Source organism: Nocardiopsis tropica (genome assembly GCF_042660575.1).
GTDB classification, from domain to species: domain Bacteria; phylum Actinomycetota; class Actinomycetes; order Streptosporangiales; family Streptosporangiaceae; genus Nocardiopsis; species Nocardiopsis tropica.
In genome coordinates this window covers 56,116-68,222 of record NZ_JBHSUF010000002.1, presented here as the reverse complement: position 1 = coordinate 68,222, position 12,107 = coordinate 56,116, and the positions used below count along the sequence as shown (strand labels likewise).

At 74.9% G+C, this 12,107-nt stretch carries 11 protein-coding genes; 1 reads left to right on the top strand and 10 read right to left on the bottom strand.

Annotated elements, in window-relative coordinates; genetic code table 11:
• Positions 1 to 24: 24 nt before the first annotated feature.
• The 6 genes from paaB to ACFQBR_RS02900 form a co-directional block, all read right to left on the bottom strand.
• Positions 25 to 342, bottom strand: coding sequence for a 1,2-phenylacetyl-CoA epoxidase subunit PaaB (paaB, locus tag ACFQBR_RS02925; RefSeq protein WP_344175965.1), 318 nt, complete (start codon positions 340 to 342; stop codon positions 25 to 27).
• On the bottom strand, positions 339 to 1,316 hold the full coding sequence (paaA, locus tag ACFQBR_RS02920) for a 1,2-phenylacetyl-CoA epoxidase subunit PaaA (protein WP_267944633.1): 978 nt from the start codon (positions 1,314 to 1,316) through the stop codon (positions 339 to 341). The genes paaB and paaA overlap by 4 nt, the downstream gene beginning before the upstream one ends.
• Positions 1,317 to 1,413: 97 nt before the next feature.
• A complete protein-coding gene (locus ACFQBR_RS02915) occupies positions 1,414 to 2,202 on the bottom strand; it encodes an enoyl-CoA hydratase/isomerase family protein (protein ID WP_267944634.1) in 789 nt (262 codons plus the stop codon).
• A 4-nt stretch (positions 2,203 to 2,206) separates the two neighbouring features.
• A complete protein-coding gene (locus tag ACFQBR_RS02910) occupies positions 2,207 to 3,097 on the bottom strand; it encodes a 3-hydroxyacyl-CoA dehydrogenase family protein (protein WP_352985234.1) in 891 nt (296 codons plus the stop codon).
• Positions 3,094 to 3,843: an enoyl-CoA hydratase/isomerase family protein gene (locus tag ACFQBR_RS02905; RefSeq protein WP_267944636.1), complete on the bottom strand. Its 750-nt coding sequence runs from the start codon at positions 3,841 to 3,843 to the stop codon at positions 3,094 to 3,096. Before ACFQBR_RS02905 ends, ACFQBR_RS02910 begins: the two co-directional genes overlap by 4 nt.
• Positions 3,840 to 5,075, bottom strand: coding sequence for a thiolase family protein (locus ACFQBR_RS02900; RefSeq protein WP_344175958.1), 1,236 nt, complete (start codon positions 5,073 to 5,075; stop codon positions 3,840 to 3,842). The genes ACFQBR_RS02905 and ACFQBR_RS02900 overlap by 4 nt, the downstream gene beginning before the upstream one ends.
• Before the next feature lie 246 nt (positions 5,076 to 5,321).
• Between ACFQBR_RS02900 and paaK the strand changes: the two genes are divergently transcribed.
• Positions 5,322 to 6,680, top strand: coding sequence for a phenylacetate--CoA ligase PaaK (gene paaK / locus ACFQBR_RS02895; protein WP_267944638.1), 1,359 nt, complete (start codon positions 5,322 to 5,324; stop codon positions 6,678 to 6,680).
• 89 nt (positions 6,681 to 6,769) lie between these two features.
• On the opposite strand, the gene ACFQBR_RS02890 is transcribed toward paaK, so the two are convergent.
• The 4 genes from ACFQBR_RS02890 to ACFQBR_RS02875 all read right to left on the bottom strand — a co-directional run bounded on the left by ACFQBR_RS02890 (position 6,770) and on the right by ACFQBR_RS02875 (position 12,045).
• Positions 6,770 to 7,693 (bottom strand): alpha/beta hydrolase fold domain-containing protein, encoded by a 924-nt coding sequence (locus ACFQBR_RS02890; protein WP_267944639.1) that lies wholly within the window; start codon positions 7,691 to 7,693, stop codon positions 6,770 to 6,772.
• A 172-nt stretch (positions 7,694 to 7,865) separates the two neighbouring features.
• Positions 7,866 to 9,197 (bottom strand): transporter, encoded by a 1,332-nt coding sequence (locus ACFQBR_RS02885; RefSeq protein ID WP_378551969.1) that lies wholly within the window; start codon positions 9,195 to 9,197, stop codon positions 7,866 to 7,868.
• A complete protein-coding gene (locus ACFQBR_RS02880) occupies positions 9,194 to 9,865 on the bottom strand; it encodes a hypothetical protein (protein ID WP_352985230.1) in 672 nt (223 codons plus the stop codon). The genes ACFQBR_RS02885 and ACFQBR_RS02880 overlap by 4 nt, the downstream gene beginning before the upstream one ends.
• Positions 9,862 to 12,045, bottom strand: a complete 2,184-nt coding sequence (locus ACFQBR_RS02875; RefSeq protein WP_344175950.1) for a hydantoinase/oxoprolinase family protein — start codon at positions 12,043 to 12,045, stop codon at positions 9,862 to 9,864. Before ACFQBR_RS02875 ends, ACFQBR_RS02880 begins: the two co-directional genes overlap by 4 nt.
• Positions 12,046 to 12,107 lie beyond the last annotated feature (62 nt).

Below are 12,107 nucleotides of genomic sequence, written 5' to 3'. Positions count from 1 at the left end.
TGTTCCCCGGTCCCGTCGTCCGCGCTAGATGTGCGGGACGTCCTCGGGGATGGGGTAGAAGGTCGGGTGGCGGTAGACCTTGTCACCGCTGGGCGCGAAGAAGGGGTCCTTCTCGTCGGGGCTGGACGCGGTGATGTCCTGCGCGAGCACCACCCAGATGCTGACGCCCTCGTTGCGGCGGGTGTAGAGGTTGCGGGCGTTGTGGAGCGCCATGGTGCGGTCGGGCGCGTGCAGGGAGCCCACGTGGACGTGGTTCAGGCCGCGCTTGCCGCGGACGAAGACCTCGTAGAGGGGCCACTCGGGGCGGGCCGCCCCGGTGGCGCCGGTGCCGTCGTCGCTCATACCGTGGCCTCCTCGGCGCTCTGGTGCTTCCTGGCGTAGGCGGTGGCGGCCTCGCGGACCCACGCGCCCTTCTCGTGGGCGGCGCGGCGGCGCGCGACGCGCTCGGCATTCTTGGGGCCGGCTCCGGAGACGACCTGCTTGAACTCGACCCAGTCGGGCTCGCCGAAGTCGTAGTGGCCGCGCTCCCCGTTCCAGGCCAGTTCGGGGTCGGGGAGGGTGACGCCCAGCTTCTCGGCCTGGGGGACGCTCATGTCGACGAACTTCTGGCGGAGGTCGTCGTTGGTGTCGCGCTTGATGCGCCAGGCCATGGACTGGCGGGTGTTGGGCGACTCGGCGTCCGGCGGGCCGAACATCATCAGGGAGGGCCACCACCACCGGTCGACGGCGTCCTGGACCATCCGGCGCTGGCCCTCGGTGCCCTCCATCATCCGCATGAGCAGTTCGTAGCCCTGCCGCTGGTGGAAGGACTCCTCCTTGCAGATGCGCACCATGGCGCGGGAGTAGGGGCCGAAGGAGCTGCGGCACAGCGGGACCTGGTTGCAGATCGCGGCGCCGTCGACCAGCCAGCCGATCACGCCGACGTCGGCGAAGGTCAGCGACGGGTAGTTGAAGATCGAGGAGTACTTCTGGCGCCCCTCGATGAGGCGCTCGGTCAGGTCGGCGCGGTCCACGCCGAGGGTCTCGGCCGCGGCGTACAGGTACAGGCCGTGCCCGGCCTCGTCCTGGACCTTGGCCAGCAGGATGGCCTTGCGCCGCAGGCTGGGCGCGGAGGCGATCCAGTCGCCCTCGGGCTGCATGCCGATGATCTCCGAGTGGGCGTGCTGGGAGACCTGGCGCACCAGGGTCCTGCGGTAGGCCTCGGGCATCCAGTCACGCGGCTCGATGCGCTGGTCGGCGGCGACCTTGGCGTCGAACTCCGCCTGGTGTTCCAGGTCTGCGCCGGGGGGCGTCTCCTGGGCCGTCACGGTGGACATTGATCGTTCCCCATTCATAACCGAACGTTCGGTCAGTAATTAGTATCCCCGGATTCCCCCGCCCGGGCAAGTCCCCGGGGCGGGGGGATCCCCCAGCTCAGCCGCCGCCGAAGGTCGGGGCCCGCTTGGCCAGGAAGGCCTCGACCGCCCCGGCGTGGTCCGCGGTCATCCCGAGCTGGTTCTGGAGGTCGGCCTCCTCCTCCAGCAGCTCGGGCAGGTCACGGGCGCCGTCGGCGGCCGAGCGGACCTCGCGCTTGGCGGCCACGAACGCGCTGGTCGGGCCCGAGGCGAGCAGGGCGGCGACCTCGCGGGCGCGCCCCTCCCAGGCGTCGTCCTCCACGACCTCGGTGACCAGGCCCAGCTCCAGGGCGCGGTCCGCGCCGACGACGGTACCCAGGAGCATCAGCTCCATGGCCCGTGCCTGTCCCAGCGACGACACCAGGCGGTAGGCCAGGCCGGAGTCCGAGGCCAGCCCGATGCCCGTGAAGGCCGTGCCGAACTTGGCCCTGCGCGCGGCGATGCGCACGTCCCCGGCCAGGGCGAACCCCAGGCCGGCCCCGACGCACGCCCCGCCGATCCCAACCACCACGGGCACCTGGATGCCCTCCAGGGCCAGCACGATCGGGTTGTAGTGCTCGCGCACCGTGGTGAGCGCCTGCCCCGGCTCCTCCTCGAGGATCCGCGCGTGCTCTGCCAGGTCCTGGCCCACGCAGAAGGCCTTGGCCGACCCCAGCAGCAGTACGGCGCGGGCCGTGGTGGAGGCCGCCGCGCCCCGGAGCGCCGCCAGCAGCTCCTCCTTGACCTCGCGGGTCAGCGCGGGCCTGTTCAGGCGCACCGTGGCGATCCCGTCGGCCTCGACGAACTCCGCCGCCCTCTGTTCGCTCAACGCTCTATTCTCCCTCGTCCCAGGTGTGGAAGCCCTGGCCGGTCTTCTTGCCGAGCTTTCCCTCCGCGACCATACGGCGCAGCAGCTCCGGGGGCGCGAACCGGTCCCCCAGCTCGGAGGCCAGGTGTTCCGCAATGGCCAGGCGCACGTCGAGCCCGACCAGGTCGGTGAGCCGGAGCGGCCCCATCGGGTGGCGGTAGCCCAGTTCCATGGCGGTGTCGATGTCGGCGGGGGAGGCGACCTCCTCCTCGACCATGCGGATGGCCTCCAGGCCGAGCGTCACGCCCAGGCGGCTGGTGGCGAACCCGGGTGCGTCCCTGACCGCGATCTCGGTCTTGCCCAGGGCGCCGACCCAGCCGCGCACCGACTCCAGCACGGCGGGGTCGGTCCCGGGGGCGACCACGATCTCCACCAGCTTGGAGGCGGGGACCGGGTTGAAGAAGTGGGTGCCCAGGAAGCGGTGGGGGCGCTGGAGCGCGGCCGCGAGTTCGGTGACCGACAGGGAGCTGGTGTTGGAGGCCAGGACGGCGTCCTCGCCCACGGCCGCCTCCGCGGCGGTGAGCACGGCGATCTTCAGCTCCGGCCGCTCGGGCACGGCCTCCACCACCAGGCCGGTGTCGGCGGGGATGGCTGCGGTGTCGGTGACCGTGCGCAGCCGGGCCAGGTAGACGGCCGGCTCGGCGTCGATCCTGCCCCGGGAGCGGGCCCCCTCCAGACCGGCGGCCACCCGGGCGCGGCCGGCCCCGGCGGCCTCGGCGGTGGCCTCGACCAGGACCACGTCCGCGCCCGCCGTGAGGAACTGCTGGACGATCCCGGCGCCCATGGTGCCGCCGCCGACGACGGCGACGACCGCGGGGACGCCCGCCCCGGCGGCGCTCTGCTCGTGGGTGCTCAACGCTTCTTCCTCTCCAGGAAACGGGTCATCCGGTCGTGCTTGTCGGCGCTCTCGAACAGCACGGCCTGCGCCATGTCGTCGGCCAGCGGGTGCGCCCCGTCGGCGTCCAGGACCAGCTTGGTCATGCGCAGGGCCGGTGCCGAGGAGGCCGCCATCCGGTCCAGGAGGGCGTGGGCGCTCGCGCGCAGCTCCCCGGCCGGGACGATCTCGGCGACCAGGCCGTGGCGCAGGGCCGCCTCGGCGTCCAGCCGGAAACCGCCCAGCAGCACCTGTTTGGCGACCGAGGCGCCGACCAGTTCCCGCAGCCGCCAGCACGCGCCGGCCCCGGCGATGATGCCCAGTCCCGGCTCGGGCTGGGCGAAGACGGCGGTGGGCGTGGCGAGCCGGATGTCGCACGCGTAGGACAGCTCTGCCCCGCCGCCCAGCGCCCACCCGTCCACGGCTGCCACGGTGGGCGCCGGGAGCCGGTGCAGGCGCTCGAACAGGCGGCTGTTGATGCCGGCCATCGCCTCCTCGCGTCCGCGTTCGCGCAGCTCGGCGATGTCGGCGCCGCCCGCGAACACGCTCCCGTGCCCGGTGAGCAGCAGCGGCCTGGGGTCGGCCTCGATCTCGGCGCACACCTCGTGCAGCTCGGCGATCATCCGTGCGTTGATGGCGTTGCGCGCCTCGGGGCGGTGCAGCTCGACCACCACGCGGTCCTCGCGGCGGTCGACGAGGAGCGTCCCGAAGTCCTGGCGGGCGCTCACGGGCGCTCCACCAGGAGGGCGACGCCCTGGCCGACGCCGACGCACAGGGTGGCCAGTCCGCGCCGGGCGTCCTCGCGCTCCATGCGGTTGAGCAGGGTGACGAGGATGCGGGAGCCCGAGCTGCCGAGCGGGTGGCCCAGGGCGATCGCGCCGCCGTCGGCGTTGACGATCCCCTCGTCCATCCCCAGCTGTCGCACCACGCCCAGGGACTGGGCGGCGAAGGCCTCGTTGAGTTCGGCCGCACCGATGTCGCCGACCGTCCAGCCCGCGCGGTCCAGGGCCTTGCGGGTGGCCGGGACGGGGCCCAGCCCCATGAGCTGCGGGTCCACCCCGGCGGAGGCGGAGGCGACGACGCGGGCGCGGGGGGTGAGGCCGTACTCGCGGACGGCGTTCCCGCCGGCCAGGACGAGGGCGGAGGCTCCGTCGGAGAGCGAGGAGGAGTTGCCGGCGGTGACGACGCCGCCCTCGCGGAAGACGGGTCGCAGCCTGCCCAGGCTCTCCATGCCGGAGTCGGGGCGGGGGCCCTCGTCGGCGGTGACCTCGTGGGTCCGGCCCTTGCGGTCGGTGACGGTGACCGGGACGATCTCCGCGTCGAAGCGCCCGGCCCCGGCCGCGGCGACGGCGCGCTCGTGGCTGCGCAGGGCGAAGGCGTCGCACTCCTCGCGGGTCAGGCCCTCCAGGAGGGCGACCTCTTCGGCGGTCTCGCCCATGGACAGCGTGTAGCGCAGGTCGGTGGGCGCGGCGCCGGCGGGGACCCGCGCGTCGGCCTCGGTGAAGCGCGGGTTGGTGAAGCGCCAGCCCAGGGAGGTGTCGGCGACCTCTCCGGGCTTGGCCCAGGGGGTGCCGGGCTTGGCCATCACCCAGGGGGCGCGGGTCATGGACTCGACGCCGCCCGCGACGACCACGTCGGCCTCCCCGGCGCGGATGGCCTGGGCTGCGGAGGAGACGGCGGTCAGCCCGCTGGCGCAGAGCCGGTTGACGGTGTAGGCGGGGACCCGGGGGTCGAGTCCGGAGAGCAGCACGGCCATGCGTGCCACGTTGCGGTTGTCCTCGCCGGCCTGGTTGGCGGCGCCGAGGATCACCTCGTCGACGGCCTCGCCGGGGACTCCCGAGCGGCGGACCGCCTCGGCGACGGCCGTGGCGGCGAGGTCGTCGGGGCGGACGGCGGCGAGGGCGCCGCCGTAGCGGCCCTGGGGGGTTCGCACCCCGTCGACCAAGTAGACGTCGCTCACGTGCGTCCTCCCGTGTTGGCGGCAGTGGCCTGCGCCACCGCCATCTGTGAAATCATCGACACTTCTCCTTGACATGCTCGCCCGGAGACTGCGTTAATGCATTAGTAACCGAACGTTCGGTCAGTAAGCAAGTCGGGTCCCCCCGCACAGGGCCCGCACCACATCCACGACCGCGCGGCCCCCGCCCACCCTCCCCCCGGGCCTGCCGGCCCGGCGGGTTCCCGCGCACAGTACACGGAGAGGCCCATGGCAAGCCACGACACCACCACGCAGTCGGCCGGTGCCGCCCCTCACCAGCGCCTCGGGCAGGCGCCCGCGCCCGACCTCCTGGACCCGGCCGAGCGCATGGGTGTCGACGAACTGCGCGCCCTCCAGCTGAGGCGCCTGCGGTGGACGCTGGACCACGCGTACGCCAACGTGCCGCTGTACAGGAAGAAGTTCGACGAGGCCGGGGTGCGCCCCGCGGACCTGCGGACGCTGGAGGACATCGGCCTCTTCCCGCACACCACCAAGGCCGACCTGCGCGACAACTACCCCTTCGGCATGTTCGCCGTCCCCCAGGAGCAGGTCAGCCGCATCCACGCCTCCAGCGGCACCACGGGCCGCCCCACGGTCGTGGGCTACACCCGCGAGGACATCGACACCTGGGCCACGGTCGTGGCCCGCTCCATCCGCGCGGCGGGCGGGCGGCCCGGCCACAAGGTCCACGTCTCCTACGGCTACGGGCTCTTCACCGGCGGCCTGGGCGCCCACTACGGCGCCGAGAAGCTCGGCTGCACGGTCATCCCGGCCTCCGGCGGCCAGACCGCCAAGCAGGTCCAGCTCATCCAGGACTTCCGGCCCGAGATCATCATGGTCACCCCCAGCTACATGCTGACCCTGATGGACGAGTTCGAGCGCCAGGGCATCGACCCGCGCACGACCTCCCTCAGGATCGGCATCTTCGGCGCCGAGCCCTGGACCGAGCAGATGCGCCGCGAGATCGAGGAGCGCTTCGACATCCACGCCGTCGACATCTACGGCCTGTCCGAGGTCATGGGGCCGGGCGTGGCCAACGAGTGCGTGGAGACCAAGGACGGCCTGCACGTGTGGGAGGACCACTTCTACCCCGAGGTCCTGGACCCCGTCACACAGGAGGTCCTGCCCGACGGGCAGAGCGGCGAGCTGGTCTTCACCTCGCTCACCAAGCAGGCGATGCCCGTGATCCGCTACCGCACCCGCGACCTGACGACGCTGCGCCCGGGCACCGCCCGGCCCATGCGCCGCATGGACAAGGTCACCGGACGCAGCGACGACATGATCATCCTGCGCGGCGTCAACGTCTTCCCGACCCAGATCGAGGAGATCGTCCTGGGCCTGGACGGGCTCGCCCCGCACTTCCAGCTGGTGCTCACCAAGGAGGGCCGCCTGGACCGCATGGCCGTGCGGATCGAGGCCGCCCCGGACTGCACCGCCGAGCGCCGCACCGCCCTGAGCCGGGAGATCGTCGCCACGGTCAAGGACAGGGTCGGCGTGAGCGTCACCGTGGACGTCGTGGACCCCGAGCAGATCGAGCGGTCCGTGGGCAAGTTCCGGCGCATCGTCGACCAGCGGCCCCGGGCGTAGGCGGCACGTCCCACGGTCCTGCACGCCGGCGGCCGTCGGCGTGCGCGTGCCGCCCGCGGAAGACGGGCCCGGCGCCGGGCCCGCGGGCCCTACCCCGGCGCCGGAAGCGCCCGTGCGACGTGGGAGGCGATCAGACGGTAGGTCTGCCGGGCCGCGTCGTCGTCGCCCACGTCGTAGCCGTGGTCGCGGCCGGCGACCTCGTGCAGGGCCGCGAGCGCGCCGGCCCCGTCGAGCCGGCGGGCGTAGCGGCGCCCCTCCTCGCGCAGGATGTCGTGCTCGGCGACGATGACGAGGGCGGGCGCGATACCGGTGAGGTCCGCGGTGTCCCGCGGCCCCGCCGGGGAGGCCAGCCGGTGGCCCCGCTCCGCCGGGTCGGGCAGGTAGGAGGAGTTGAAGACCTCGCCCATCCAGGGCCGCAGCAGGGGCCGGTCGACGACCGAGGGCTTGTCCCCCGCCGCCACGGTCATGTCCAGCGGCGGGTAGTGCAGCACCTGCAACCCGACCAGGGACTCGCCGGCCTCCAGGTCCAGCCGCGCCGCCGCCGCGGCCAGGGCGCCTCCCGCGCTCTGCCCGCCGACCACCAGGCGCGACCCGTCCCAGCCGTGCTCGCCGCCGTGGGCCGCCGCCCACCGCACGATCTCGTGCGCCTGGCGGGCCGGGGCCGGGAACGGGTGCTGTGGCGCGACCGCGTAGCCGACGTTGAGCACGACCGCCCCGGCCTCGGCCGCCAGCGCGCGGCACAGCGGATCGTCCATCTCCGTCCACCCCAGCACGAAGCCCCCGCCGTGCAGGTTGACGTACACCGCCGGGGGCCTGGGAGCGGGTCCGGGGCGGTGGACGGTGACGCGCGCCGGACCGTAGGAGGTGGGGACGGTGAGCGCCTCGGTCCTTCGGGGGTACTCGGGAAGCCTCGCGTGCGCGCGGCGGGTCGCGGGTCCCGCCGCGAGCGCCATGCCCGCCTGCATCGACCGGGCCACCAGGCGCGCGAACGGGGGGCGGCTCAGGATCGTCATGGCGCGCCACGCTACCAGCGCGGCCGCGGTCCGGTGGGCCGATCGGCCCACCGGCGGGCTCCCCTGCGGCGCCGGCCCTCCGGGAGGGCCGGGGCGTCAGCGCGGTGACGTGCCCCGGCGGACGGGCCCGGGAGGCCTCGCCCCTTCCGGGCGGGACCCGCCGCCGGGCGGCTCACCGCAGGTAGAGGAACGCGGTGAGGGCCAGGCCGGCGACGGCGACCACCCACGTGTAGGGGAGCGTGGAGAGCATGGAGCGCTCGGGGCGGACCCCGGCGTACTGCGAGGCCCACACCGTCTGGGTGCTGGTGGGGTCCGAGACGCCCAGGACCTGGCCGTAGGAGGCCATCATGCCCAGCACCGCCGGGGCGGGGTAGATGCCGCCGGAGATGAGCACCCCGGCCACCCCCGCGCCGAGGCCGAAGATGTTCATCGGACCGCGGTAGAGGGCCAGCGGCACCAGTGCGGCGAAGACCAGGACGAACAGCCACGGGCTGCCCGGACTGATCGCGGTGACCACGGGGCTGAGCGCCTGGACCGCGCCGGGCAGGTTCACCGCGGCGAGGAGCATCCCGATCGCGATGAACAGGACGATGGGCGGGGCCGCCACGTCGAACGCCTGGTAGAGGGTGCGCAGCGCGGTGCTCGTCATGTCCCGCCAGGGCACGGCGGTGAGCAGCGCGTAGACGACGCCCGCGATCAGCGAGGGCACGATGGGGATCTCCAGCCCCAGCGCCAGCACGATCGGGACCAGGGGTGTGACCAGCGCGTACCAGGGGGCGTCCCCGCGGCGGCGGCGCCGCTCGGCGGCGCGTGCGCGCCGGCCGGCGGGACGGCCGGGGCCCCCGCCCCCGTCGGGCGCGGGGACGCGCACCGCCCACGTGTGCCGCGCCCCCTTGCGGCGCATCTCCACGAGGATGTAGGCGAGGCCGCCGACCAGGGCGATCGGGAACATGCGCAGCTGGAAGTGCTGCACCGTGGAGACCGGGACGCCGATGGCGTCGGACAGGAACTGCCAGTTGATCAGCTCCAGGGGGAGCCCGGCGGCGATGCCCACCAGGACGGTGCCCGCCGCGACGGTGGGCGTGACCCCGACCGCGATCATCGCCGGGATGCCGACGACGCCCGCGAGCATCGCCGCCGGGGCCGAGCCCGTGATGGCCCCGCACAGGATCGCGACCAGGAACACGCCGACCGCGACCACGGAGGGGCGCTCGCCGCCGAACTCCACGATCTTGCGGACGAGCGTCGAGGCGATCCCCGCCTCCGACATCAGCGTGCCCAGCCAGCAGCCCAGCAGGATGGCGACCATGGTCGCCGCCAGGCGCGGAGCCCCCTCCTGGACGACCGTGCCGACGACGCTGCCCTCCTCCCCGGTGAGGGGCGCCCCCGCGATCAGAGCGACGGCGACGGACAGCAGGACGAGGGCGAAGGCGGTGGGGAGGCGGCGCGTCAGCATCAGGCCGACGCCCACGGCCATGGCGAGAAGGATTCCCAGGGCGGTCACGGGCGGTCTCCGGAGGTGGTTCTCGGGCCCGGACCGTGCTGGTCCGGGCCCCGGTGGGCGAGGGTGGCGGCGATGGCCGCGGTGAGCGCGAGCGGGCTCCGGCGGAGCGCCCCGCGCCGTCCGGCGTAGGCGTGGGCGGCGATCTCGTCCGCGCCGGCGACGTGCCCCCGCACCCGCAGGGGCCCCAGCCTCAGCGCCGTGTGGCCGAGTCTGCGGCGCAGCTCCCGGCCGTGGCCGCGGTGCAGCATGCGGTGGGCCTCCTCGTGGGCGAGCGCCGCCCCGCGCAGCGCGGCGCGCGGGTAGTCCCGGCCCCAGCCCGCCGCCTCCGCCACCCCGCGGGCGTAGTCCAGGGCGTCGGCGTAGACGATCACCCGGTCCCCCGCGGCCCGGTGGAGGTACTCGGCGAGCAGGACCTCGCCGGGGCGCAGGCCCCCGGTGGCCCTGTCGGTCACCTCGGCCCCCGCTCCCCCGGGCCCGGCGGGCCCCGCGCGGGCGGTGTCGGCCAGCTCGCGCCCGAAGGCCAGGGCGGTGCGCGCCCAGTCGCGCAGCTGCCCGGGGTCGCGGCCCTCGTGCGTGGGGGTCAGGGCCAGGAGTTCGGCGGCCAGGTCCTCGTCGGAGGCCGCCGAGATGCGGCCGTAGTCGGCACCGGGGCGCGGCGGCGCGGTCATCGGCGTGTCTCCATCAGGGCGATCACCGTCTCGTCGGGGCCGCGGCGGCCGATCTCGGTGGCCGCGAGCGCCAGGAGGTGGCCGGGGTCCATGACCCCCGACAGGTCGGCGAGCTTGGGACCCAGCAGGAGCCACACCGCGGGCGGGACCGCCCCTCCGTCGCCGTAGGCGGTGCGCTCCGCCACCAGGTCCCTGAGCCTTCCCTCCGCCTCCGCGGCGGTCAGGGTGTCCACCCGGGCGTCGGCGCTGTGCAGGCGCACGACGCCCTCGGCGTCCACGACGCGCACGTGGGCGCGCTCCCGGGCGAAGCGGCCGAACGGCCCCCCGGGGCGGCGGAGCAGGCCGAAGACCCGGTACCAGCCGTTGGAGGCGTACTCGGTGACGGCCCCCGGGTCCGCGCCGAGGCTGGCGGCGGCCGCGGCGCGGGCCGCGCCGGCGTCCGTGACGGCGGTGCGGTCCTTGGTGCGCAGCTCGGTGGCGCCCGTGGCGACGGCGGTGACGAGGTTGCGCTGCGGGTCGACGGTGACGTCCACCTCCACCCCGGAGGGGTCGGCGCCCTGCGCGAGCACCGCCTGCTCGGCCTCGGAGCGCACGGCGAGCACGTCGGCGTGGGTGGCGCCGGGGACGATGCGCTCGACGGACTCGCGGACCAGTGCGAGGGCCACGCCGAGGGGGCTGATGACCTCGCTGTGGGCGGCGATGCGGGACCGCATGCCCGTGCGCTCGCCCAGGTAGGGGGTGACGGTGGCGGCGCCGCCTCCCCCGCCGACGAGGTCGCACACGTCGCGGTCGAGACCGTAGTCGCGCACGAGGGCCTCCACGACGGCGCTGACGCGCTCGGTGGCCCGGTGCAGGACGGCGCGCGCGGCCCCGTCCACGTCGACCCCGAGGGCGCGTGCCAGCGGGGCCAGGGCGGCCCGTGCGGCGCGGGCGTCGGAGCGGGCGTAGTCGCCCTCGGGCACCAGCCCGGCGGCGTTGGCCGCGCAGGTGACCGTGAGGGCGAAGCGCCGTCCTCCGGTGTCCAGGACGGCGTAGTCGGCGGGGTCGGAGGCCAGCGGGCTGACCCGGACCAGCCGGGCCCCCTCCAGTTCGGCCGGGTCGGCGAAGCAGGCGTAGGGCAGGCCCGCGATGTGGGCGCTGCGGGGGCCCACGTCCGTCAGTGCGGCCCCGCCGGGGCCGTCGCCTCCGGACAGGCGCACGAGGGAGCCGCCGCCCACCCCGACGGTGCGCACGTCCAGGGCCGACAGGTAGGTCTCCTTACCCCCCAGCTCGGCGTGCCTGATCTGCACGCGCCCGCGCCGGATCACGCTGACGTCGGTGGAGGTGCCTCCCGTCTCCAGGAAGACGCCCTCGCTCACCTTCTCCCCCATGAGGGCTCCCGCGACCCCGGCCGCGGGGCCGGAGAGGACCGTCAGGAGGGGTCGGCTGCGCATCTCGGCCAGGGACATGACCCCGCCGTCGCAGCGCATCACCATCAGCGGCGCGCTCACCCCGGCCTTGAGGATGCTGCTCTCGACGAGGTCGGCGGTCCTGAGCATGCGGGGCATCACCCCGGCGTTGAGCGCGGCGGTGCGGGCCCGCTTGCCCAGGCCGTAGAGCTGGGTGATCTCGTGGGTGGCGGTGACGGGGACGCCCCGCAGCTCGGCCGCCGCCCGGACGGCGGCCTCGCCCCTGGGGTCGTCCACGCTGAAGGGTTCGACCGCGACCACGACCTCGGCGCCCTCGGCGAGCACCCGGTCCACGCCGGCGAGCGCGGCCGCGGCGTCCTCGGGGTCCCGGAGCGCGGTGTAGCGGACGGGGAGCCGGTGCCCGGAGTCGAGTCTGAGCTTGCCCAGGGAGCGCAGGCGCCCGGTGGCGAAGGCGTCGTAGCCGGTGCCGATCCCCACGATGCCGATGGTGGCGACGTCGCCCTCCAGGAGGGCGTTGGTGGCCTGGGTGGTGCCGTGCGCGAGGAAGCCGACGTCGTCGGCGCCGACGCCGATGTCGTCGAGCAGGCGCTCCAGCGCGGTCATGATGCCGTGGGCGACGCCGTCGGCGTGGTCGTGGCTGGTCGGCACCTTGACCTGGCCGAGGAGGGCGAACGTGGTGGCGCTGACGGCCACGGCGTCGGTGAAGGTGCCCCCGACGTCGATGCCGACGCGTACGGGGCCGCGGGTGGGAGGTGGGGTCGGGTCGATCATCGTCGCCCCTTCGGGGAGTGCGTGGGGAGTGGGAGGTACGGGGCGCCGCCGGCCGGGCGGGG

What these genes read in the sequence shown, in the direction of transcription:
- paaB (WP_344175965.1), bottom strand. Translation starts at nt 342, where the DNA reads ATGAGCGACGACGGCACCGGCGCCACCGGGGCGGCCCGCCCCGAGTGG.
- paaA (WP_267944633.1), bottom strand. Translation starts at nt 1,316, where the DNA reads ATGTCCACCGTGACGGCCCAGGAGACGCCCCCCGGCGCAGACCTGGAA.
- paaK (WP_267944638.1), top strand. Translation starts at nt 5,322, where the DNA reads ATGGCAAGCCACGACACCACCACGCAGTCGGCCGGTGCCGCCCCTCAC.
- ACFQBR_RS02890 (WP_267944639.1), bottom strand. Translation starts at nt 7,693, where the DNA reads ATGACGATCCTGAGCCGCCCCCCGTTCGCGCGCCTGGTGGCCCGGTCG.
- ACFQBR_RS02880 (WP_352985230.1), bottom strand. Translation starts at nt 9,865, where the DNA reads ATGACCGCGCCGCCGCGCCCCGGTGCCGACTACGGCCGCATCTCGGCG.
- ACFQBR_RS02875 (WP_344175950.1), bottom strand. Translation starts at nt 12,045, where the DNA reads ATGATCGACCCGACCCCACCTCCCACCCGCGGCCCCGTACGCGTCGGC.